The sequence below is a fragment of the Paenibacillus sp. FSL R7-0313 genome (assembly GCF_037969885.1).
GTDB lineage: Bacteria > Bacillota > Bacilli > Paenibacillales > Paenibacillaceae > Paenibacillus.
The window spans coordinates 997629-1020234 of sequence record NZ_CP150219.1 but is presented as its reverse complement, the minus strand read 5'-3'; the positions used below and the strand labels follow the sequence as shown (position 1 = coordinate 1020234).

The following is a 22606-nucleotide window of genomic DNA, read 5'->3' as shown; positions in this document are numbered from 1 at the left end:
ATTAATCACTTTCTTTTTGCAGCATTGCTGTAAATGTTACAATACACTCGTCGTTAGGTTTAACCCATTAGATGTGAGGAGAACATCATGTATTTAGTATACGCAGATGAAAAAGGTAATGTATTTGATCACCCTTCCCTGTACGGGCTTGCCCGCAGTGGAGATATGATCGTTGAGATTATGGAAGATGAACTTATCCCTTTGCCAGAGGGTGCAACGTTGGTAGGACTCCCGAGTACCCGGCCCATTGGTATGGACCCGGATACCGGTGAGATGCTGCCAATGCCAACGGACACACAGGCTGTAGGTGCGTTGCTTCCACAGGGATTCACTCGTTTGTGTCTCCCTGGTTATGTGAAGACGGATAAAGAGTATAAGTTGCCGTTGTTCGGTTATTCCGCAGTAGTCTGGAAAGATGGTGGTTTCTATGTCACCGCTTCGAAGTCGGATAGTCCTGAAAAATGGAATCCGCTCAACTGTGATCGTGACGATGTACGTTCAGGGGTTAAACGATTGACAGAGCAATACCCCGAGAACCGTCTCTACACCCATCTATCCAACTGTGCGCTTGGATATGAATGTCTAACTTCATCGAACACGTTCCTGAATCGTTGGGAAGGTGGAGTGCCGGTATCCTATTCTTGCAATGCAGGCTGTTTCGGGTGTATCTCCGAGCAACCGGATGATAGCGGCTTTGTTTCCCCGCAGACACGTATGAACTTCCGACCACGTGTGGATGAGATTGTGGAAGTTATGCTGGAACACCTGAAGACGCCGGAGTCCATCATTAGCTTTGGACAAGGTTGTGAAGGGGAGCCTTCCACACAGGCCAAGCTGATCATAGAAGCGATTCGCGAAGTTCGTTCCGTAACGGACATGGGGTATATCAACATTAATACCAATGCCGGTCTGAACGATCACATTAGAGGTATTGTAGATGCTGGATTGGATCTGATGCGCGTAAGTACAATTAGTGCACTGGATGACCACTATAACGCCTACTATAAACCGCGTGGTTATACCTTAGCCAATGTTGAGAAATCGATGAAATACGCAGCGCAGCAGGGTGTATACACCTCCATTAACTATCTGATTTTCCCAGGTGTAACAGATCGTGAAGAAGAGATTGAGGCGATGATTGAGTTTGCAAGAAGAACCGATCTACGCTTGATTCAGATGCGTAATCTCAATATTGATCCGGAGAGTTATCTGGAATTAATCCCTCCAGCTCAAGGTGATATCTTGGGCATGAAGCAGATGATTGAGATTTTTGAAGACGAGTTGCCTGATGTTGTGATCGGATCGTATACCCATGTTCCACCTGCTGGAATGGCACGTCCAAAACGGTTGATTACCTCATAACAATAATGGATTGCAACAGGCACAAGGCCGTGTTATAATCTCAGAGTTGTGCCATTTACTCTGGGTCCGCTTGAGGCTCAGGGCGGAAAGAGGTGAAAGGTAATGAAAGAAGCAATTCATCCTAATTACACGATTGGTCAAGTATCTTGCGCTTGCGGGAATACTTTTGAGACAGGTTCGGTTAAAGACGGACTTCGTGTAGAGATTTGCTCCGCGTGCCACCCGTTCTTCACAGGTAAACAGAAGTTTATCGATGCTGGCGGCCGTGTTGATCGTTTCAAAAAGAAATACGGAATCTAATTGGACAATTCTTGGAGTTGTCTGCTAATTGCATCCAACACACCCCTGCTGATCTGGCAGGGGTTTTTATATGTTATATGTAAGCATAGTCGCTTCCGAGTTCCTCTGGTTGCAATTTGGATAACCTTACGTTATACTATTTCTTACCGTGCTAGATGGGGAGGTAGCGGTGCCCTGTAACTCGCAATCCGCTATAGCGAGGTTGAATTCCTGCTAGAGGTTTTGCCGATGTGAGGTTTGGTCCCTAAACGTGGTGTTGACGGTTGGGTCCTCCGCAATGAGTACTCATGAACCTGGTCAGGTCCGGAAGGAAGCAGCCATAAGTGAGATCACTCTTGTGCCGGAGGGTTGCCTAGCCCGAGCTATTGTTCAGGGGTGCCACTTGGATCGCAAATATCGATAGCAGGTGCACGGCTTACCATTTAAATGTAGAGACCTTTGCAGTTGTATGTATGCAGAGGTCTTTTTGATATGTCTTAATAAACCACGCATGAATGAGTCAGATAAAGTTTGGATTCACCCTGGAATATAGTATAATAGGGGAACGACAAAGGACTCGAATGCGAAGTGGAAGGAAGGTAACGCATCATGGAGCATATCGCGTTATACCGGGCTTGGCGTCCCCAGTCGTTTCAAGATATGGTGGGGCAACAGCATATTATTCAGACCTTGCAGAACGCGATTCGTGAACAGCGGACTTCCCATGCCTACTTATTTAGCGGGCCCAGAGGAACGGGAAAGACAAGTGCCGCCAAGATTTTGGCCAAAGCTGTGAACTGCGAACGTGGGCCTGCGCCTGAACCTTGTAACGAGTGTGAAGCTTGCCGCAGAATTACGACTGGCGCTGTGATGGATGTGCAGGAGATTGATGCTGCATCCAATCGGGGCGTTGAAGAAATTCGTGATCTTCGGGAAAAGGTTAAATATGCACCAACCGAAGTCCGGCAGAAAGTCTATATTATTGATGAAGTGCACATGCTGACAACGGAGGCATTCAATGCTTTGCTCAAAACATTGGAAGAGCCACCGCCACATGTGATGTTTATTTTGGCAACAACGGAACCACACCGCCTTCCGGCTACCATTATATCGCGCTGTCAGCGATTTGATTTTCGCCGGGTATCCCTGGAAGAGCAGACAGCAAGACTTACACTGATCTGTGAACAGGAAGGCATGGAAGCTGACCAGGATGCGCTCCAATACATTGCCCGTTTATCGGACGGTGGAATGAGGGATGCACTTAGTGTGCTGGATCAGATCTCTTCATTTACGGATGGACGAGTAACGTACCAGCAGGTTATGGACATGACGGGTGGAATTGCTTCAGAGCAATTTGCCAAACTCGCTGCTTCGCTGCTTAAGGGTGATGTTGGTCATATTTTGCAGATGATTGAAGGTTTCATGCATGAAGGAAAGAGTGCAGACAAGTGCATGGAGAATTTACTGTATTATTTCCGTGATTTGCTTATGATTAAGATGGTACCTGATGCAGATAAACTGACGGACCGGGTACTTAATCCGGAGTCTTTCCGTGATATGGCGGAGTCATTCACCAGGGAACAACTGTTCCACATGATTGACACCCTTAATCGGTACCAGAGTGAAATGAAATATGCAGTACAACCACAGACATTATTCGAAGTTGCATTGCTTAAACTGTGTAGTATTCCAGCTCAAGGTGAGGCTTCTGTTCAGGTGGGAGCTTCAGCTCATGCAGCACCTGTTGATGGGGGAGAGATCAACCGCTTGAAGCAGCAGCTTGCTGAGTTGGAGAAGAAGTTGGATCGTGCACTGAAAAGTGGTTTGTCTGGTGGAGAAGGTGCATCGAGTGCTCCATCTCGTCCGGCAACAAGGGCCCCTGTATCAAGAGGAAACTCGCCTGCGAAGCTTCCTGCACAGTTGGATCAGTATGTTGCGCGCAAGGGAGCCCCTGAGTTCGCGGAGATCAGCAAAAAATGGAGTCAGATCCTGCAACGAGTGAAGGAAGAGCGGGTTACCGTTCACGCCTGGTTTGTGGATGGTGAGCCGGTATCATTGCTTGAGGACAATGTGTTGGTTGCTTTTAAAAACAACATTCACCGTGAAACAACGGAAAAGCAGGCCAACCGTGAAGTCATTGAGCGGGTGTTGTCCGAACAGCTTGGGCGTCCTGCACGATTGGTGACGATGATGCTCAAAGATTGGACCGGAGCAATGGAGGGAGCTTCTGAAGCGCCAAAGGAGGACTTTAAGCTTGAACCTGAGCATGAAGACGGCGGTTCAGGCAACAAACAGCCTTGGATTGATGAAGCCATCCAGCTCTTTGGTGAGGACCTTGTAGTGATCAAAGAATAATGCGCATAGCGCGATAACCATAACAAAGGAGATGAACAATTATGAACAACATGAACCAAATGATGAAACAAGTGAAGAAAATGCAGGAGCAAATGCTGAAAGCACAAGAGGAACTGGCGGACAAAACAGTCCAAGGTACTTCTGGTGGCGGTGTAGTGACGGCTGAAGTTAACGGACACAAGAAATTGCTTGCTATCACGATCAAACCTGAGGCGGTAGATCCGGAAGATGTTGAAATGTTGCAGGATCTCGTTATGACAGCTGTTAATGATGCAATGGCAAAAGCCGATGAGATTGCCAACAAGGATATGGGCAAGTTCACAGGCGGCATGAATATTCCGGGATTATTTTAATTAAAAATTGATCCTGTCAAAGGAGACACAATCGATTGTATTATCCCGAACCAATAGCCAAGCTGATTGATGCCTTCACCCGGTTGCCGGGTGTAGGTCCCAAGACGGCAGCGCGTTTAGCTTTTCATGTGCTTAACATGAAGGAAGATGACGTTATCGATTTTGCCAAAGCGCTCGTAAGTGTGAAGCGTAATCTTCATTACTGTTCTGTATGTTGTAATATCACTGATACGGACCCGTGTCGCATCTGTCAGGATAAGTCCAGGGATGTCTCTGTAATCTGTGTAGTTCAGGATTCGAAAGATCTGGTGGCCATGGAGCGCACCAAGGAATTTGATGGATACTATCATGTGTTACAGGGCGCGATTTCACCTATGGAGGGAATTGGCCCAGACGATATTCGGTTGAAGGAACTCCTGGTTCGACTAAGTGATGAACGTATAAAAGAGATCATCTTAGCGACAAACCCCAATATTGAGGGTGAGGCTACAGCGATGTACATCTCCCGGTTGGTGCGTCCGTTTGAGATCAGTGTGACCCGGATTGCGCATGGATTGCCTGTAGGTGGCGATCTTGAGTATGCGGATGAAGTGACCCTTTCCAAAGCATTGGAAGGGCGCAGGGAGATGCGTTAGTGTGATCAATTTGTATTACGCAGTGCACTTCCTTGGAAACTTCGGATGCTAAATAAGTTTCGATGTGTAAAGAGAGCCTTAGGGCTCTCTTTTTTTTGTGAAGAAAATGAATGCCCAAGTTCTAAGTTTGTCCTTTCCCTGATAAGTATGAGAATAGCTGTGTTGATCAGGAGGGGGAGAGTTTATGTTTTTGTGGCGAAATACACGGAACTCGGTAGAGAAACACAACAGAATGTTGAAGGAACTTGAGGCGGATCAGATCTATGCAGATATTCAGTTGGCTAAGCAGGAATGGGAACGGGCTATGAGACAGTTTGAAGATGCACAGGGGCAGGATGAGATTGATTATGCCATTTATGTATTGGAGGCAGCTGAGCGGAAGTACCAGATCCACTTGAGAAGAGCGAAGCGAGCCAGAGCGAATGATGATGTTACATCACAGCGAGGGATTAGTATGTAGTCGCGTTTACATTAAAGACGGAGGTGTAACATATGAAGAGTATCATACTGGGAAGTGTATTGGTTATATCATTACTGGGGCTTATCGTTGTTTTATTCAGAAAGCGGATAGGATTATCGTTTTTTACGTCATTCGGAATTCATCTGGTGCTAGCTGCAGTAGGGATATATATCGTGAATTATTCCGGCTGGATTACAGGAACCTACATCCCGCTGAACCCTGCAACGATAGGAACTGTAACTGTTTTGGGATTGCCAGGTGTGGGGTTGTTATTAGGGTTGAAAATTTCTTTGTTCGGATAGTTGACTCGCGGGATATTTATATGGTACATTATATCTCGTTGCTTTGCTTGCTTGGTTGGATGCTTTAGATGAAATGAAGGAGTTCATTACGAACTTCGAAAAAGAATTTCAAAAAAACACTTGACCAAAACAAACGAAGTATGATATATTATAAAAGTCGCCGCTGAGAGAAAATGGTGACGAAAAAACAAGTTTGATCTTTGAAAACTGAACAACGAGTGAGTAAACATTCTGCTTGCAGAATGAACGTGAAAGTTGAGACAAGCCTTGGCTTGAATCGACTGGAGCACAAATGAGATTTTTAATCTCGTCAGATTCAAAATGAGCTTATCGCTCTTTTCAATACTTTATTGGAGAGTTTGATCCTGGCTCAGGACGAACGCTGGCGGCATGCCTAATACATGCAAGTCGAGCGGACTTGAAGAGAAGCTTGCTTCTCGGATGGTTAGCGGCGGACGGGTGAGTAACACGTAGGCAACCTGCCCTCAAGTTTGGGACAACTACCGGAAACGGTAGCTAATACCGAATAATTGTTTTCTTCGCCTGAAGGAAACTGGAAAGACGGAGTAATCTGTCACTTGGGGATGGGCCTGCGGCGCATTAGCTAGTTGGTGGGGTAACGGCTCACCAAGGCGACGATGCGTAGCCGACCTGAGAGGGTGATCGGCCACACTGGGACTGAGACACGGCCCAGACTCCTACGGGAGGCAGCAGTAGGGAATCTTCCGCAATGGGCGAAAGCCTGACGGAGCAATGCCGCGTGAGTGATGAAGGTTTTCGGATCGTAAAGCTCTGTTGCCAGGGAAGAACGCTTGGGAGAGTAACTGCTCTCAAGGTGACGGTACCTGAGAAGAAAGCCCCGGCTAACTACGTGCCAGCAGCCGCGGTAATACGTAGGGGGCAAGCGTTGTCCGGAATTATTGGGCGTAAAGCGCGCGCAGGCGGTCATTTAAGTCTGGTGTTTAATCCCGGGGCTCAACCCCGGATCGCACTGGAAACTGGGTGACTTGAGTGCAGAAGAGGAGAGTGGAATTCCACGTGTAGCGGTGAAATGCGTAGATATGTGGAGGAACACCAGTGGCGAAGGCGACTCTCTGGGCTGTAACTGACGCTGAGGCGCGAAAGCGTGGGGAGCAAACAGGATTAGATACCCTGGTAGTCCACGCCGTAAACGATGAGTGCTAGGTGTTAGGGGTTTCGATACCCTTGGTGCCGAAGTTAACACATTAAGCACTCCGCCTGGGGAGTACGGTCGCAAGACTGAAACTCAAAGGAATTGACGGGGACCCGCACAAGCAGTGGAGTATGTGGTTTAATTCGAAGCAACGCGAAGAACCTTACCAGGTCTTGACATCTGAATGACCGGTGCAGAGATGTACCTTTTCTTCGGAACATTCAAGACAGGTGGTGCATGGTTGTCGTCAGCTCGTGTCGTGAGATGTTGGGTTAAGTCCCGCAACGAGCGCAACCCTTATATTTAGTTGCCAGCATTTCGGATGGGCACTCTAGATAGACTGCCGGTGACAAACCGGAGGAAGGTGGGGATGACGTCAAATCATCATGCCCCTTATGACCTGGGCTACACACGTACTACAATGGCCGGTACAACGGGCTGCGAAATCGCGAGATGGAGCCAATCCCAACAAAGCCGGTCTCAGTTCGGATTGCAGGCTGCAACTCGCCTGCATGAAGTCGGAATTGCTAGTAATCGCGGATCAGCATGCCGCGGTGAATACGTTCCCGGGTCTTGTACACACCGCCCGTCACACCACGAGAGTTTATAACACCCGAAGTCGGTGGGGTAACCGCAAGGAGCCAGCCGCCGAAGGTGGGATAGATGATTGGGGTGAAGTCGTAACAAGGTAGCCGTATCGGAAGGTGCGGCTGGATCACCTCCTTTCTATGGAGAATCGTTTCCTGCAACGGAAACATTCAAATAAGCAGCTAAGCTGCAAAACACTCACTCGTTGCTCAGTTTTGAGAGCTCAAACTCTCAAACGTTTGGTGGCGATAGCGAAGGGGTTCCACACGTTCCCATCCCGAACACGACCGTTAAGCCCTTCAGCGTCAATGGTACTTGGACCGCAGGGTCCTGGGAGAGTAGAACGCCGCCAAGCGTAACCCATTTTGGGTTCAAATAGTATATGTAATGTGGGCCCTTAGCTCAGTTGGTTAGAGCGCACCTCTGATAAGGGTGAGGCCGGTGGTTCGAGTCCACCAGGGCCCACCATCTATACCTTTAAATTTTATATGGGGCCATAGCTCAGCTGGGAGAGCGCCTGCCTTGCAAGCAGGAGGTCAGCGGTTCGATCCCGCTTGGCTCCACCAAAAATGTTTTACAAGTTTGTTCTTTGAAAACTAGATATCGAAACGAAACAAACGCGAATTAGAACATTCCTTTTTAGCTGAACTTGTGTTAAACAAGTTTCAATAAAAACGGTAGATTGCACGTACGATGGTATCGAATGGGAGCGACTTTTGGCTTTGCGTAAGCAAAACAAGGGAAGCAAGCAGTCGAAACCGGAGCACGAGGTTAAGCTACTAAGAGCACACGGAGGATGCCTAGGCGCTAGGAGCCGATGAAGGACGTGGCGAACAACGAAACTGCCTCGGGGAGCTGTAAGCAAGCTTTGATCCGGGGGTGTCCGAATGGGGAAACCCAGCTGGGGTAATTTCCAGTTACTCACAACTGAATACATAGGTTGTGTAGAGGCATACCAGGGGAACTGAAACATCTAAGTACCCTGAGGAAGAGAAAACAATAGTGATTCCGTCAGTAGCGGCGAGCGAACGCGGAGAAGCCCAAACCAGAGAGCTTGCTCTTTGGGGTTGTGGGACGTCTCACATGGAGTTACAAAGGAACCGGTTAAGCGAAGAGGTCTGGAAAGGCCCGCCAAAGAAGGTAAAAGCCCTGTAGTTGAAAGTCTGTTCCCTCCGAGACGGATCCCGAGTAGTGCGGGGCACGTGAAACCCCGTATGAATCCGGCAGGACCATCTGCCAAGGCTAAATACTTCCTAGCGACCGATAGTGAAGCAGTACCGTGAGGGAAAGGTGAAAAGCACCCCGGAAGGGGAGTGAAATAGAACCTGAAACCGTGTGCTTACAAAAAGTCAGAGCCCGTTTTAGGGGTGATGGCGTGCCTTTTGTAGAATGAACCGGCGAGTTACGTTCCCGTGCAAGGTTAAGGTGAAGAGCCGGAGCCGCAGCGAAAGCGAGTCTGAATAGGGCGACTTAGTACGTGGACGTAGACCCGAAACCGGGTGATCTACCCCTGTCCAGGGTGAAGGTGCGGTAACACGCACTGGAGGCCCGAACCCACGCATGTTGAAAAATGCGGGGATGAGGTGGGGGTAGCGGAGAAATTCCAATCGAACTCGGAGATAGCTGGTTCTCCCCGAAATAGCTTTAGGGCTAGCCTCGGAAAACAGAGTCGTGGAGGTAGAGCACTGATTGGGTGCGGGGCCCGCAAGGGTTACCAAGCTCAGTCAAACTCCGAATGCCATAGACTTACTTCCGGGAGTCAGACAGTGAGTGCTAAGATCCATTGTCAAAAGGGAAACAGCCCAGACCATCAGCTAAGGTCCCCAAGTGTGTGTTAAGTGGGAAAGGATGTGGAGTTGCACAGACAACCAGGATGTTGGCTTAGAAGCAGCCACCATTGAAAGAGTGCGTAATAGCTCACTGGTCGAGTGACTCTGCGCCGAAAATGTAACGGGGCTAAACACACCACCGAAGCTATGGCTTGATGCTTTGCATCAGGGGTAGGGGAGCGTTGTATAAGGGTTGAAGGTGTACCGTAAGGAGCGCTGGACATTATACAAGTGAGAATGCCGGTATGAGTAACGAAAAGATCAGTGAGAATCTGATCCGCCGAAAGCCTAAGGGTTCCTGAGGAAGGCTCGTCCGCTCAGGGTAAGTCGGGACCTAAGGCGAGGCCGAAAGGCGTAGTCGAAGGACAACAGGTCGAAATTCCTGTACCACCGTAAGCCGTTATGAGCAATGGGGGGACGCAGTAGGGTAGTGACGCGGACTGATGGATGTCCGTCTAAGCAGTAAGGCTGATGTGTAGGCAAATCCGCACATTGTAAGGCTGAGCTGTGATGGGGAGCGAAAATTATAGTAGCGAAGGTCATGATCTCACACTGCCAAGAAAAGCCTCTAGCCAGGTGAAGGTGCCCGTACCGCAAACCGACACAGGTAGGCGAGAAGAGTATTCTAAGGCGCGCGGAAGAACTCTCGTTAAGGAACTCGGCAAAATGACCCCGTAACTTCGGGAGAAGGGGTGCCCCGGTAGTGTGAATAGCACGAGGGGGCCGCAGTGAAAAGGCCCAAGCGACTGTTTAGCAAAAACACAGGTCTGTGCGAAGCCGTAAGGCGAAGTATACGGGCTGACGCCTGCCCGGTGCTGGAAGGTTAAGGGGAGTGGTTAGGGAGTAATCCCGAAGCTGTGAACCGAAGCCCCAGTAAACGGCGGCCGTAACTATAACGGTCCTAAGGTAGCGAAATTCCTTGTCAGGTAAATTCTGACCCGCACGAATGGCGTAACGACTTGGGCGCTGTCTCAACGAGAGATCCGGTGAAATTTTAATACCTGTGAAGATGCAGGTTACCCGCGACAAGACGGAAAGACCCCATGGAGCTTTACTGCAGCTTGATATTGAATTTGGGTACGATCTGTACAGGATAGGTGGGAGCCTTTGAAACGTGAGCGCCAGCTTACGTGGAGGCAACGTTGGGATACCACCCTGATCGTATCTAGGTTCTAACCTGGTACCGTAATCCGGTGCGGGGACAGTGTCAGGTGGGCAGTTTGACTGGGGCGGTCGCCTCCTAAAGAGTAACGGAGGCGCCCAAAGGTTCCCTCAGAATGGTTGGAAATCATTCGAAGAGTGCAAAGGCATAAGGGAGCTTGACTGCGAGACCTACAAGTCGAGCAGGGACGAAAGTCGGGCTTAGTGATCCGGTGGTACCGCATGGAAGGGCCATCGCTCAACGGATAAAAGCTACCCTGGGGATAACAGGCTTATCTCCCCCAAGAGTCCACATCGACGGGGAGGTTTGGCACCTCGATGTCGGCTCATCGCATCCTGGGGCTGAAGTAGGTCCCAAGGGTTGGGCTGTTCGCCCATTAAAGCGGTACGCGAGCTGGGTTCAGAACGTCGTGAGACAGTTCGGTCCCTATCTGTCGTGGGCGTAGGAAATTTGAGAGGAGCTGTCCTTAGTACGAGAGGACCGGGATGGACGTACCGCTGGTGTACCAGTTGTTCCGCCAGGAGCACCGCTGGGTAGCTATGTACGGACGGGATAAACGCTGAAAGCATCTAAGCGTGAAGCCCCCCTCAAGATGAGATTTCCCAGTATGTAAGACCCCTTGAAGACGACGAGGTAGATAGGCTGGGGGTGGAAGTGCAGCAATGCATGGAGCTGACCAGTACTAATCGGTCGAGGGCTTATCCAATTAGCAAGTGATAATTCGCGTGTTTCGTTTCGAATCTAGTTTTCAGGGAGCAATCCTTGAATGATGTTGATGATTGTTATTTGGAGAGATACCCAAGTGGCTATAAGGGGACCCTCTGCTAAGGGGTTAGACTGCGTAAGCGGTGCGAGGGTTCGAATCCCTCTCTCTCCGCCATCTTTACCTAAAGATGGACAAGCAATCAAGACACAATTAATATGGCGGTGTAGCTCAGCTGGCTAGAGCGTACGGTTCATACCCGTAAGGTCGGGGGTTCGATCCCCTCCGCCGCTACCATATTACCCAGGAGGCTTAGCTCAGCTGGGAGAGCATCTGCCTTACAAGCAGAGGGTCGGGGGTTCGATCCCCTCAGCCTCCACCATATACGCCGGTGTAGCTCAACTGGTAGAGCAACTGACTTGTAATCAGTAGGTTGGGGGTTCAAGTCCTCTCGCCGGCACCATTAATGCCTGGAACCGTGGTGTAGTTGGCCTAACATGCCTGCCTGTCACGCAGGAGATCGCGGGTTCGAATCCCGTCGGTTCCGCCATTAATCCTAAAAATTAAATATGGCTCGGTAGCTCAGTCGGTAGAGCAGAGGACTGAAAATCCTCGTGTCGGCGGTTCGATTCCGTCCCGAGCCACCTTTAATCCCTGGAGGATTAGCGAAGTGGCCAAACGCATCAGACTGTAAATCTGCTCCCGTACGGGTTCGGTGGTTCGAATCCATCATCCTCCACCAGTTTTATGAGTCATTAGCTCAGTTGGTAGAGCACCTGACTTTTAATCAGGGTGTCGAAGGTTCGAGCCCTTCATGACTCATCTTTAAGAAAAGAGTGATTAATCATTAATTTGATTAGTCGCTCTTTTTTGTTATGTGATTTTAGCTCAATATGGATATTTATTAATGCTGGGCAAGATATGATAAACTAATAGAAAACATGCAGAGTGGTGACGTTCATTATATGAAGCTCATACCTGATCTAAAACAGCAAATTGAAGTCATTATAGGCACAACTTTGGACGAATATGAAATTACAATAGAAGAATGGATGCAATCCGTTGCTAATTTGGTTGGTCGACATGAAAATTCAGAGACCTTTGGTGATGAAGGTGAGCGTCAGGAGTTATCTAATCAATCTACATCTCCAAGTTCATCCGATGTGATCAGTTTGAATACGGGAAAGCGTATATTTTTTAAAGTTCGGATGCATGAGCAAGAAGAGACCGTCGTGTGTTGGGGATGCCCTGCAAAATCTATTACCGTGGAAACACGACAATTGATTGAGCTTTTGATCCGTACTAACACGGTTCTACCTGATGAGGTACAACCTGTTGTATATGAGAATGATAGGGAGCAGTATTTGACTGAATTGGGTCTCTGGCTTAAAGAGCAGATCGAAGAACCAACCAAACAGGAATCTGAAGCGGTTCCTGATCGCTTTGTGGTGCCCGCAGGATTGAATGCTGAGAAGATTCTCTTCTTGCTGCAAGGGGATACACCGGATGCACATCGTTTACGGTCCAAGGAACTCAACAAGTTGCTTGAGAGTTACTTTGGCGAGGAGATTGTCTTGATCCCTTTGGGGGAGCAAGAGTGGATTTTCATGGGTGATAAAGAAATTGTTACAGAAGAAGCCGAGGAAGATACAACGGAAGCCAAAAAGGATTCACTGAACGCTTTTTGTCTGGGGTTACATGAATTGGTTGCCAGTGAGTGGGCTGGGGTGTTCCATCTGTCTGCATCTCTGCCATGCATTCCTGCACAACAACTTGTATCGGTTACAGTTCTTCTTAAAGAAAGTGTTCACTTGGGGAGAGCATTCCATGTTACGCAGCATATTCATCTCCCATGGGATCTGCATCTGGAGCGGTTGGTAGCGAGCATCCCAGATGAACAACGTACACGTTTTATACAGGAAACAGGCAAAGACACGTTAATCTTCAATGATAGTGAGACCCTCGCTACGCTGGAGACCTTTTTTAGCCTGGACTGTAATGTCAGCGAGACAGCGAAACGACTTTTCATTCATCGTAATACGTTGGTATACCGTCTGGATAAGATCAAACAGGAGATTGGTTATGATGTGAGGCACTTTGAAAGTGCTGTTCTAGTGCAGTTTTTACTACTAATGTACAAAGTGACGAAAAAGCATTGATATTTTTGTGCAGTTTGCGAATAGTCAAACCTCACGTAGATAGGGTATTATAAAAATACAAATTGTATTCGATTACAAAATGATCTCTGAGGAGGCAACAATCATGGCTGGAGTACGTTTAGAGCATATTTTCAAAAAATACCCGGGTTCTGATAAAGCAACTGTAGTTGACATTAACCTGGACATTAAAGATAAAGAATTTCTGGTACTGGTTGGTCCGTCCGGTTGTGGTAAATCAACAACACTTCGTATGATCGCAGGCCTTGAGGAAATTTCTGAAGGTAAACTCTATATCGGTGACCGTGTCGTTAATGATGTTGCACCTAAAGACCGCGATATCGCGATGGTATTCCAATCCTATGCCTTGTATCCGCATATGAGCGTATATCAAAACATGGCGTTTGGTTTGAAATTGCGTAAGGTTAAAAAAGATGAGATCGACAAACGTGTACGTGAAGCAGCTAAAATCCTGGATATCGAGCATTTGCTTGAGCGTAAACCTAAGGCATTGTCCGGTGGTCAACGTCAACGTGTCGCTTTGGGACGTGCGATTGTCCGTGATCCACAAGTGTTCTTGATGGATGAGCCTCTCTCCAACTTGGATGCCAAACTGCGTGGTCAAATGCGTGCTGAGATCACTAAACTTGCGAAACGTTTGGAAACAACTGTTATCTACGTAACGCATGACCAGATCGAAGCTATGACGATGGGTGATCGGATCGTTGTTATGAAGGATGGTATCATCCAACAAGCAGCTTCTCCGGAAGAGTTGTATAACCTGCCGGCTAACCTGTTCGTAGCTGGTTTCATCGGTTCCCCGACAATGAACTTTATCTCGGGTAAACTCGCTGAGCAAGGTACTAGCATGCATTTCATAGCTCCTGGTGTGGATGTTGAAATCCCACAAGGTAAAGCACAAGTGTTGAAATCTAGAGGATACATTGGCAAAGAAGTGATTCTGGGTGTTCGTCCAGAAGACATTCACGAAGAGCCAGTATTCCTGGAAGCATCCCCGAACTCTGTATTCTCTACACACGTAGATGTTACAGAGAACCTGGGTCACGAAATGCTCCTCTACTTGAGCGGTGTTGGTAATGATACAACGATCGCACGTGTAGACGGACGTTCTAACACTCGTGATGGTTCCACAGTTAAAATGGCCATCGACATGAACAAAGTTCATATCTTTGACAAAGAGACTGAAGTGAACGTACTTCTTCAAGACAAATAATACTGGGATTCCTCGGTGACGATGGAACCTGACAGTTAACGCAATTATACATTGTAATGAGAGCCCCTTCCGTTATTGCTGGAAGGGGCTTTTTTAAGATTAATGAATTTATAAGTTTCGGCGGAGTTGAAGGATTAATAACCGTAAGAAAAACAGCCGCTAAACTACGAATGTAATATCCTAGAAGGTGCTTCGATCAGAGGACTTTTCTTACTAATGGTTGTCGGAGGCTGCGATTGCATTCATCCCGGAATTCATTTAAGATTATTTGAAGGTCTGTCTTCATATATTTGAGAGAATCGACTGTTGGAAGGGTATGCAGTCTGTACCCCATGTTGTGAATGCGCTAATAATGGAAATAACTGATACACGATCTGATGTACATAGAGGGACAGCTAATGCTGAAAGGAAGAGACAAATGGCGAAAAAAGTGAAAGTATCTGAACTGGTGCAGCAATTTCAGTTGGAGGTTGTTTCTGGATCTCACGGATTGAAAAGAGTCATTACGGTAGATGACCTGAACCGTCCTGGTCTGGAAATGGCCGGTTATTTTGAATACCATCCACAAGAACGGGTACAGCTACTTGGAAGAACGGAGTTAGCTTTCTTTGCAATGTTACCTGAGCAAGAGCGGCGCGATCGTATGCAACGTCTTTGTACGGAAGAGACGCCTTGTATCGTTGTCACGCGTGGACTGGAAGTTCCGCAAGAGCTGATTGATATTAGTGAAGAACAGAATTTGGCTGTACTTCGCAGCAACATGGCTACAACGATATTATCCAGCCGGATCACGGGATTCCTGGAAAAGAAATTGGCACCAACAGCAACCATTCACGGTGTACTTTGTGATGTCTATGGCGTAGGTATGCTGATCACAGGTAGTAGCGGTATTGGTAAGAGTGAAACAGCACTTGAACTGGTGAAACGTGGACACCGACTGATTGCCGATGATGCGGTAGAGATCCGCCAAACGTCAGATTTTCAGCTGCACGGTACTGCACCTGAATTGATCCGTCACTTGCTCGAGATTCGAGGTGTCGGTATTATCAACGTCATGACATTGTTCGGAGCCGGTGCGGTTCGGAATAACAAACGGATTACCTTGGTTGTACGTCTGGAAGCATGGCAACAAGATAAACAATATGATCGTCTGGGTCTGGATGAAGAGACTACACGTATCATTGATACGGATGTACCTCTTGTTACGATTCCTGTTCGTCCGGGACGGAACTTGGCGGTTATTATTGAAGTGGCAGGTATGAACTATCGCCTGAAACAGATGGGTCTGAATGCTGCGCTGCAATTCACGAACAAGCTGACAGCAACCATCTCGGAAGATATGGAAGACATGGATTAAGAAATATTTTATACAAGGGAATGAAGATAAATGGTTGACATGCACTGCTTCTCTTAAGGCGCAGTGTATGCCAACCATTCGTCATGCGTGCGATTGATTGAATAAATAGGAGTGTGAATGAATGGATACATTATTACTGTTGAACCCGATTGCGTTCTCTATTGGAGCGTTAAAGGTTCACTGGTACGGGCTTATTCTTGGTGCCGCGGCACTTATAGGACTCCTGCTCGTGATCCGGGAGGGCAAACGCTACAATATTCCACAGGAAGTGTTCATGGACATGGTCCTGCTGGGTGTGCCTTCTGCCATCATTGGTGCCCGCATCTACTACGTAGCATTTAAATGGGAAGATTATAAGGATAATTTCTGGGATGTCTTTAAAATATGGAATGGCGGTATCGCCATCTATGGTGCACTTATTGGTGCTATTATCTGTGCAGTTATTTTCTTCCGTCGTAAAGGGTATAACTTCTGGCGTATGGCCGATATCTGTGCGCCTGGACTGCTCGTTGGACAGTTGATCGGACGCTGGGGGAACTTTGTGAATCAGGAAGCCTACGGCGGTCCTGTGGAAGAATCATTTTTGAGAGACAAGCTTCATCTGCCGGACTTTATTGTGAATCAAATGAACGTAGAGGGCGTATTCCACCATCCTGCGTTTTTGTATGAATCGATGTGGAGTCTCGTTGGCCTGGTCTTGCTGTTGGTTCTGCGTCGTCAGAAGTTTCTACGTTCAGGTGAATTGTTCATGTCTTATTTCATCTGGTACTCTATTGGTCGTTTCTTCATTGAAGCTCTACGTACGGACAGTCTTGGCTTCCAGGCTCCGCAATGGGTTGCTTCATTAGTGAACGGGCTGTGGTCTCCAATGACTGCAATGGGCTTTGAACAAGGATATCTTGATCCTGCTTATGGTAATGTAAGAATCTCGCAACTGCTCGCTATTGGCATTATTATTGTTGCTGTTGTATTCATTGTGGTGAGAAGAGTGACAGGTAAAGCAGTTGTTCGTTATAGTGATCCGATTGTATCGTCCAAAGTTACCTCAGATGATATGGAGCATACAGGAACAGTTGCTGGTAAAGAGAGTAAAGTAACACCTCCAGCCAAAGATGATCCAAAGCAAGTTGATGATAAAAAGGAGTAATGCAACATGATTGACACGGTATTGTTTGATCTGGACGGAACGATTATTGATACCAATGAGTTGATTATCAGCTCATTCCAGCATGTCATGGGGGGATGGGATCATTCAGCGCCATGGACACGTGAACAGATTATTCCACATATGGGTGGAACACTGGAGCAGCAGATGCGCACCTTCTCTGGCCAGGAGGAAGTCTCCGAGTACGTGAAAGGTTACCGTGCTTATAATGATATCCATCATGAAGCAATGGTTAGACCTTTTCCGCATGTTATTGAGGTAGTAGAGGCGCTGCATCAGGCTGGCATTGTGATGGGTGTAGTCACAACCAAAATTCGTCCATCTACACTAAAGGTACTAGAACGTTTTGACCTACTGAAATATATGAAGACGATTGTAACAGTGACCGATGTAACGAATCCGAAGCCACATGCTGAACCGGTACTGAAAGCCATGACGGAACTGGGTGCAGATCCTGCCAAAACGTTAATGGTGGGTGATAGTCCGGTGGATATCCAATCGGCACAGAATGCGGGCGCTCTATCGGCGGGGGTTGCATGGTCTCTTAAAGGAGAAACGATCCTGAACGGATATGGACCCGACCATATGTTGCATGACATGAGAGACTTGTTGAAACTCATCCGTATTGAAACGGGACGTTCATGAGAAAAGTAACCCGCTATCCGGTAGAGGACCAGAATGCACTTTGGCATATCTACAAGACAGTGAGTCCGTGGAAGGGCGTTCGTAATTTTATCTGGATCCAGTTGTCACGCTACTGTCCGATTCTATCGGTGAAGAACTGGATTTACCGCCGAATGCTCGGCATGAAGGTGGGAAAACACACGGCTTTTGGCCTGATGGTGATGGTGGATGTGTTTTTTCCGGAGAAAATAACTGTCGGCGAAAACTCGGTCATCGGTTACAACACAACGATTCTCGCTCATGAGTATCTCATTAAGGAGTACAGGCTCGGTGAGGTGATTATCGGGGAAAATGTGCTGATTGGTGCCAATACAACGATTCTGCCCGGGGTAACCATAGGAGATGGAGCCGTTGTGGCTGCTGGAGCTGTCGTACATAAGGATGTTGCCCCAGGAGCTTTTGTTGGAGGTAATCCACTGCGTGATTTATCCCGTGCGGCAGCTTCTACGGAAGAGACTGTCTTTAACACGGATGATTCTTCTCAGGGTAGTGTGCATTAAGGCAATAAAGTAATGAATGAAGATGGTTGAAGTAAAAAGCTGCTTATGGCAGCTTTTTTCGTATATAAATACCGATTGGTGAGCGTAACGGTGTGTATATAAAACGATATGTCGATCCAAGGGCAATCAAGCTTGGGTATTGTTGACGGTAGTGCGGATTTCATGTTATCATATCCCATATCCTTTAGTTTGTTAGCACTTTACCATGTGAAAGCATTCTTGGAGAAATGAAGCATGATAAAGATTGAACTAAACCAATAGTTTGAAGGCTTATGCGATAATACTGTGATTCAAGTTTATAAGATAGAATGGGGATTTACACTACATAAATCCTGTTGAAATAGAACGAGTGCAACTCCTAAATTACTGACTCGGGGTGAATATTACCAATGTCCAAACCAAAAGGTTTTGAAAAACCGACCGGATTCCGCGACTACACACCACATGTAGTATCCAAGCTGCGGACGATTGAACGCAATGTACTGGAATGTATGGAACGCTGGGGTTACCGCCAGATCATCACACCAACGATTGAATATTACGACACGGTAGGTGTGGCAAGTTCTACATCAGATCGCAAATTATTTAAATTATTGAACAGCCGGGGAACCACTCTGGTGCTCAGATCGGATCTAACGGCTCCAATTGCACGCGTAGTTTCATCGATGCTAAAAGATGAGCAGTTGCCGCTGCGTCTGTCCTATCATGCGAACGTATTTCGTTCCATTGAAGAGGAAGCTGGGCGTGAGGCAGAATTTTTCCAGACGGGCGTGGAGCTGGTTGGAGACGACTCACCTGAGGCGGATGCAGAAGTTGTTGCGCTTGCGATTGCCTCTTTGCAGGCAGCGGGTGTGTCTTCTTTTAAAATAGCGATGGGTCATATGGGATTCCTGAATGGATTACTGGAGGAAGTGATTCCAGGCCAGACCTCTGAGCAGGAGCAATTGAAGGAAGGACTGCTCGGACGTGATTATGTCGGCTATCGCCAATCGATTGAAGCATTGAATCTGGAGCCTAAGTTGAAAGAACAACTTGAAGCAATTCTGCGTCTGCGTGGTGGTAAGGAAGTGTGCACACATGCGGTAGAGTTAAGTTCAAGTGCTGAAGCAGCACAGTCGATTGCACATCTATGTGCCGTATTCGAAGTTTTGGAAGCGTACGGTGTATCCGAGCATGTGCTGATTGATCTGACGATGATCGGTGATTTCTCCTATTATACGGGCATGACCTTTGAAGGGTATGCAGCAGAACTGGGATCTCCGGTATGTAGCGGTGGACGGTATGATAATCTGTTACAACAATTCGGGCGTTCGTTACCAGCTACAGGATTTGCTTTGAAAACGAACCGTATTATTGATGGCGTTCACGGCATTACCATTGAGGAGAAAAAACCGTTACTTATCCAATATAGCCCAAAACGTCGGGCCGAGGCACTAACAGAAGCGGCAAGATTACGCAGTCTGGGACAAAATGTAGTGACACTCCTTCTTACTGAAGACGGGGCTGGGGCAAGTGCTGTATCTGCTGGAGCAACAACGGTTCAGGCTGAGCAGGTTATTACTTACGGATCTGAAGAAGGAGGACGCTGAGATGTCGGATATTCTGAAGGTGGCCATGCCGAAGGGCCGAATCTATAAAAAAGCCTCCAAATTGTTCCGTGAAGCGGGGCTGGATATTCCAGAAGACGTGGACGATACACGCAGACTGGTCATCGAAGTACCGGAAGCCGGAATGGAATTCATTATGGCGAAGCCCGTGGATGTTCCAACGTATGTGGAGTACGGTGTTGCTGATATCGGAATTGTTGGTAAAGACGTGCTGCTGGAGGAAAATCGGGACGTGTACGAACTGTTGAATCTGGGAATCGCTCAGTGCCGTATGTCTGTCATTGGACTTCCCGACTGGAAGCCAGGCATCCAGCAACGTGTCGCAACGAAGTATCCTAGGATTGCTTCGCAGTATTTCCGGGAGCAGGGACAGCAGGTCGAGGTCATCAAGCTGAATGGTTCCATTGAGCTCGCACCCCTGATTGGTCTGGCAGATCGAATCGTCGATCTGGTGGAGACAGGTCAGACGCTGCGCGAGAACGGACTCGTGGAGATGACAGGCATTCTGGATATCACGAGCCGTCTTATCGCCAATCGGGTAAGTTATCGGATGAAAAATGCACGAATCCAGGCTTTGTGTGATGCACTTCAGCAGGTCATTCCGGCATCGAATGAGATATCGGCGGGAAGCCTTCGGGGATAAATTAATGCTTCGGAAACATAGATGAGAAACATGTAAAGCAAAAGCAAAGTAAGAGTAAGAGTAAGAGACACACAATGAAACGAATCGGCCATGAGTAGGTAGGCATTACAGGGGATAAGGAGGTTGTACGCATGAAAATAGTACCTGCACGGGAGTTTGATCTGAAGCGGGAAGTAGAGTATGGCACACCGGAGCAAAATGAAACGGTACGGCGTATTGTCAGCGACATTCGCCGTGAGGGGGATGCGGCCCTGCTGCGTTACACAGAGCAGCTGGACCGCACGAAGCTGACGGCAGCGGAATTACGCGTGCCGCAGGAAGAGCTGCAGGCGGCTTATGCAGCCGTGGAGCCATCCTTTGTGACGGCGATTCGGCAAGCCGCCGCCAACATTCGTGCGTTTCATGAGAAACAGAAACGCAACTCGTGGATGGATTGGCAGCCTGACGGCAGCCTGCTGGGCCAGGTCATCCGACCGCTGAAGCGGGTCGGGGTCTATGTACCTGGCGGCAAAGCAGCGTATCCATCGTCAGTGCTGATGAATGTAATTCCGGCACAGGTGGCAGGCGTGCCGGAGATTGTTCTCGTGACACCGCCGTCTACGAACGGTGGCGAAGGTATTAACCCGTACATCCTCGTTGCTGCTGCGGAAGCAGGCGTGAGCGAGATGTACCGGGTTGGCGGCGCTCAAGCTATCGCCGCCCTGGCTTACGGCACGGAGAGTATTGCACCGGTCGACAAGATCTGTGGACCGGGCAATATTTACGTGGCGCTCGCGAAGCGCGAGGTGTACGGTGCGGTCGATATCGATAGTATCGCCGGGCCGAGTGAGATTGTGGTGCTCGCCGATGATACGGCGAATCCGGTGTATGTCGCCGCCGACCTGTTGTCGCAGGCGGAACATGACGAGATGGCATCGGCCATTCTCGTCACGAATTCGACCGCGCTGGCGGAAGCCGTGCAGGGCGAAGTGCAGCGGCAGCTTGAAGTGCTGCCGCGGCGGGATATCGCTGCTGCTTCCGTGGAGCAATATGGCGCTATTATTGTGGTTGATTCCATCGATGAGGGAATCGATGTGGTGAACCGGCTCGCACCGGAGCATCTGGAGATCATGGTGCAGGAGCCAATGGCTTACGCTGGCCGGATCGAAAATGCCGGTGCGATCTTCCTCGGCCCGTACAGCTCGGAGCCGGTAGGGGATTATTTTGCCGGACCAAATCACATTATTCCGACCAATGGTACTGCGCGATTCAGTTCGCCAGTTGATGTGGATGATTTTATCAAGAAATCGAGTCTGATCTATTATAGTAAAGAAGCGCTGCTGAAGAACGGAGCGGCTATTATAGAGTTGGCCCGCCATGAGGGTCTTGAAGGGCATGCCCGTGCAATTGCTGTACGGTTAGAACAGGAAGGAAAGGCGGAATCGGACAATGGATAAGCAAAATAATGGTGTGGAACTTGAAAACAAAGGTGCAGTGCGCCAAGCAGAGGTTGACCGCAAAACAAACGAGACCAATATCCAATTGGCCTTTAATGTAGATGGAACAGGACAATCCACGATTGAAACAGATGTACCTTTCCTGAACCATATGCTGGATCTGTTCACAAAGCACGGACAATTCGACCTGAACGTGCAGGCCCGTGGAGATATTGATATCGACGATCATCACACGGTTGAAGACATCGGAATCTGTCTGGGACAGACGTTGAGAGAAGCGTTGGGTGACAAACGCGGTATTAAGCGCTACGCCAGTGTTTTTGTACCGATGGACGAGGCACTCGCTCAGGTTATTATTGATGTGAGTAACCGACCTCACTTTGAATACCGTGCTGAATACCCTTCCCAACAGGTAGGCAGTTTCTCCACGGAGCTGGTACATGAATTCCTGTGGAAATTGGCGCTGGAAGCTCGGATTACGTTACATGTCATTGTGCACTATGGTCAGAACACCCACCACATGATTGAAGCGATCTTTAAGGCATTAGGACGTGCACTGGATGAAGCAACGATGATTGATCCACGTGTAACGGGTGTGCCTTCCACGAAGGGAGTGCTGTAG

17 protein-coding genes, 10 tRNA genes, 3 rRNA genes and 1 other RNA gene are annotated in these 22606 nt (G+C 48.2%); all 31 read left to right on the top strand.

Annotated elements, in window-relative coordinates:
- Positions 1-87: 87 nt before the first annotated feature.
- The 31 genes from NSQ38_RS04525 to hisB all read left to right on the top strand — a co-directional run bounded on the left by NSQ38_RS04525 (position 88) and on the right by hisB (position 22606).
- Positions 88-1362: a radical SAM protein gene (locus NSQ38_RS04525; protein ID WP_074092949.1), complete on the top strand. Its 1275-nt coding sequence runs from the start codon at positions 88-90 to the stop codon at positions 1360-1362.
- Between the two features lie 102 nt (positions 1363-1464).
- The gene (rpmE, locus tag NSQ38_RS04520; RefSeq protein ID WP_036607255.1) at positions 1465-1662 is read left to right on the top strand and encodes a 50S ribosomal protein L31; all 198 of its coding nucleotides are present in this window, start codon (positions 1465-1467) and stop codon (positions 1660-1662) included.
- 146 nt (positions 1663-1808) lie between these two features.
- Positions 1809-2076, top strand: an RNA gene (ffs, locus tag NSQ38_RS04515) — signal recognition particle sRNA large type.
- Between the two features lie 174 nt (positions 2077-2250).
- Positions 2251-3996: a DNA polymerase III subunit gamma/tau gene (gene dnaX, locus NSQ38_RS04510; RefSeq protein ID WP_339787412.1), complete on the top strand. Its 1746-nt coding sequence runs from the start codon at positions 2251-2253 to the stop codon at positions 3994-3996.
- 41 nt (positions 3997-4037) lie between these two features.
- Complete coding sequence (locus NSQ38_RS04505) at positions 4038-4349, top strand: YbaB/EbfC family nucleoid-associated protein (protein ID WP_036607248.1); 312 nt, start codon at positions 4038-4040, stop codon at positions 4347-4349.
- A 35-nt stretch (positions 4350-4384) separates the two neighbouring features.
- A complete protein-coding gene (gene recR, locus NSQ38_RS04500) occupies positions 4385-4984 on the top strand; it encodes a recombination mediator RecR (protein WP_036607246.1) in 600 nt (199 codons plus the stop codon).
- Between the two features lie 184 nt (positions 4985-5168).
- The gene (locus NSQ38_RS04495; RefSeq protein ID WP_240768338.1) at positions 5169-5444 is read left to right on the top strand and encodes a DUF2508 family protein; all 276 of its coding nucleotides are present in this window, start codon (positions 5169-5171) and stop codon (positions 5442-5444) included.
- Positions 5445-5476: 32 nt separating this feature from the next.
- A complete protein-coding gene (locus NSQ38_RS04490) occupies positions 5477-5746 on the top strand; it encodes a pro-sigmaK processing inhibitor BofA family protein (protein ID WP_074092952.1) in 270 nt (89 codons plus the stop codon).
- Positions 5747-6093: 347 nt separating this feature from the next.
- Positions 6094-7646, top strand: a 16S ribosomal RNA gene (locus NSQ38_RS04485).
- 100 nt (positions 7647-7746) lie between these two features.
- A 5S ribosomal RNA gene (gene rrf / locus NSQ38_RS04480) occupies positions 7747-7863 on the top strand.
- 36 nt (positions 7864-7899) lie between these two features.
- A tRNA-Ile gene (locus tag NSQ38_RS04475) sits at positions 7900-7976 on the top strand.
- 22 nt (positions 7977-7998) lie between these two features.
- Positions 7999-8074, top strand: a tRNA-Ala gene (locus NSQ38_RS04470).
- A gap of 203 nt (positions 8075-8277) precedes the next feature.
- Positions 8278-11205: ribosomal RNA gene (locus NSQ38_RS04465) — 23S ribosomal RNA — on the top strand.
- Together the 16S, 23S and 5S rRNA genes with 10 tRNA genes alongside form the textbook arrangement of a ribosomal RNA operon.
- 82 nt (positions 11206-11287) lie before the next feature.
- A tRNA-Ser gene (locus NSQ38_RS04460) sits at positions 11288-11379 on the top strand.
- Positions 11380-11422: 43 nt separating this feature from the next.
- A tRNA-Met gene (locus NSQ38_RS04455) sits at positions 11423-11499 on the top strand.
- A gap of 9 nt (positions 11500-11508) precedes the next feature.
- Positions 11509-11584, top strand: a tRNA-Val gene (locus tag NSQ38_RS04450).
- Positions 11585-11589: 5 nt separating this feature from the next.
- Positions 11590-11665 (top strand) — tRNA-Thr (locus NSQ38_RS04445).
- Between the two features lie 9 nt (positions 11666-11674).
- A tRNA-Asp gene (locus NSQ38_RS04440) sits at positions 11675-11752 on the top strand.
- A 21-nt stretch (positions 11753-11773) separates the two neighbouring features.
- Positions 11774-11846: transfer RNA gene (locus NSQ38_RS04435), tRNA-Phe, on the top strand.
- A gap of 12 nt (positions 11847-11858) precedes the next feature.
- Positions 11859-11944, top strand: a tRNA-Tyr gene (locus NSQ38_RS04430).
- Between the two features lie 7 nt (positions 11945-11951).
- Positions 11952-12024 (top strand) — tRNA-Lys (locus tag NSQ38_RS04425).
- Positions 12025-12143: 119 nt separating this feature from the next.
- Positions 12144-13361, top strand: a complete 1218-nt coding sequence (locus NSQ38_RS04420; protein WP_339787410.1) for a helix-turn-helix domain-containing protein — start codon at positions 12144-12146, stop codon at positions 13359-13361.
- A 103-nt stretch (positions 13362-13464) separates the two neighbouring features.
- The gene (gene ugpC / locus NSQ38_RS04415) at positions 13465-14592 is read left to right on the top strand and encodes a sn-glycerol-3-phosphate ABC transporter ATP-binding protein UgpC (protein WP_017691279.1); all 1128 of its coding nucleotides are present in this window, start codon (positions 13465-13467) and stop codon (positions 14590-14592) included.
- Between the two features lie 418 nt (positions 14593-15010).
- Positions 15011-15949 (top strand): HPr(Ser) kinase/phosphatase, encoded by a 939-nt coding sequence (hprK, locus tag NSQ38_RS04410; RefSeq protein ID WP_017691278.1) that lies wholly within the window; start codon positions 15011-15013, stop codon positions 15947-15949.
- A gap of 121 nt (positions 15950-16070) precedes the next feature.
- Positions 16071-17096, top strand: a complete 1026-nt coding sequence (gene lgt / locus NSQ38_RS04405) for a prolipoprotein diacylglyceryl transferase (RefSeq protein WP_339787408.1) — start codon at positions 16071-16073, stop codon at positions 17094-17096.
- A 6-nt stretch (positions 17097-17102) separates the two neighbouring features.
- Positions 17103-17759, top strand: a complete 657-nt coding sequence (ppaX, locus tag NSQ38_RS04400; protein WP_091038612.1) for a pyrophosphatase PpaX — start codon at positions 17103-17105, stop codon at positions 17757-17759.
- Positions 17756-18298 (top strand): DapH/DapD/GlmU-related protein, encoded by a 543-nt coding sequence (locus tag NSQ38_RS04395; protein ID WP_036616162.1) that lies wholly within the window; start codon positions 17756-17758, stop codon positions 18296-18298. Before ppaX ends, NSQ38_RS04395 begins: the two co-directional genes overlap by 4 nt.
- 389 nt (positions 18299-18687) lie before the next feature.
- Positions 18688-19887 carry an ATP phosphoribosyltransferase regulatory subunit gene (locus NSQ38_RS04390; RefSeq protein WP_339787405.1) on the top strand — a complete coding sequence of 400 codons (1200 nt, stop codon included), beginning with the start codon at positions 18688-18690 and terminating at the stop codon, positions 19885-19887.
- Position 19888: 1 nt separating this feature from the next.
- Complete coding sequence (gene hisG, locus NSQ38_RS04385) at positions 19889-20548, top strand: ATP phosphoribosyltransferase (RefSeq protein WP_062837770.1); 660 nt, start codon at positions 19889-19891, stop codon at positions 20546-20548.
- 131 nt (positions 20549-20679) lie between these two features.
- Positions 20680-21984, top strand: coding sequence for a histidinol dehydrogenase (gene hisD, locus NSQ38_RS04380; RefSeq protein ID WP_339787400.1), 1305 nt, complete (start codon positions 20680-20682; stop codon positions 21982-21984).
- Entirely contained in the window at positions 21977-22606 is a 630-nt protein-coding gene (gene hisB / locus NSQ38_RS04375) for an imidazoleglycerol-phosphate dehydratase HisB (protein WP_036674766.1), read from the top strand. Before hisD ends, hisB begins: the two co-directional genes overlap by 8 nt.

Bases quoted from the DNA above. Each gene is read 5' to 3' on its own strand.
- NSQ38_RS04505 (WP_036607248.1), top strand. From the start codon at position 4,038: ATGAACAACATGAACCAAATGATGAAACAAGTGAAGAAAATGCAGGAG.
- NSQ38_RS04420 (WP_339787410.1), top strand. From the start codon at position 12,144: ATGCAGAGTGGTGACGTTCATTATATGAAGCTCATACCTGATCTAAAA.
- NSQ38_RS04390 (WP_339787405.1), top strand. From the start codon at position 18,688: ATGTCCAAACCAAAAGGTTTTGAAAAACCGACCGGATTCCGCGACTAC.
- NSQ38_RS04395 (WP_036616162.1), top strand. From the start codon at position 17,756: ATGAGAAAAGTAACCCGCTATCCGGTAGAGGACCAGAATGCACTTTGG.
- hisD (WP_339787400.1), top strand. From the start codon at position 20,680: ATGAAAATAGTACCTGCACGGGAGTTTGATCTGAAGCGGGAAGTAGAG.
- NSQ38_RS04490 (WP_074092952.1), top strand. From the start codon at position 5,477: ATGAAGAGTATCATACTGGGAAGTGTATTGGTTATATCATTACTGGGG.
- dnaX (WP_339787412.1), top strand. From the start codon at position 2,251: ATGGAGCATATCGCGTTATACCGGGCTTGGCGTCCCCAGTCGTTTCAA.
- ugpC (WP_017691279.1), top strand. From the start codon at position 13,465: ATGGCTGGAGTACGTTTAGAGCATATTTTCAAAAAATACCCGGGTTCT.
- hisB (WP_036674766.1), top strand. From the start codon at position 21,977: ATGGATAAGCAAAATAATGGTGTGGAACTTGAAAACAAAGGTGCAGTG.
- NSQ38_RS04525 (WP_074092949.1), top strand. From the start codon at position 88: ATGTATTTAGTATACGCAGATGAAAAAGGTAATGTATTTGATCACCCT.
- lgt (WP_339787408.1), top strand. From the start codon at position 16,071: ATGGATACATTATTACTGTTGAACCCGATTGCGTTCTCTATTGGAGCG.
- hprK (WP_017691278.1), top strand. From the start codon at position 15,011: ATGGCGAAAAAAGTGAAAGTATCTGAACTGGTGCAGCAATTTCAGTTG.
- rpmE (WP_036607255.1), top strand. From the start codon at position 1,465: ATGAAAGAAGCAATTCATCCTAATTACACGATTGGTCAAGTATCTTGC.
- ppaX (WP_091038612.1), top strand. From the start codon at position 17,103: ATGATTGACACGGTATTGTTTGATCTGGACGGAACGATTATTGATACC.
- hisG (WP_062837770.1), top strand. From the start codon at position 19,889: ATGTCGGATATTCTGAAGGTGGCCATGCCGAAGGGCCGAATCTATAAA.
- NSQ38_RS04495 (WP_240768338.1), top strand. From the start codon at position 5,169: ATGTTTTTGTGGCGAAATACACGGAACTCGGTAGAGAAACACAACAGA.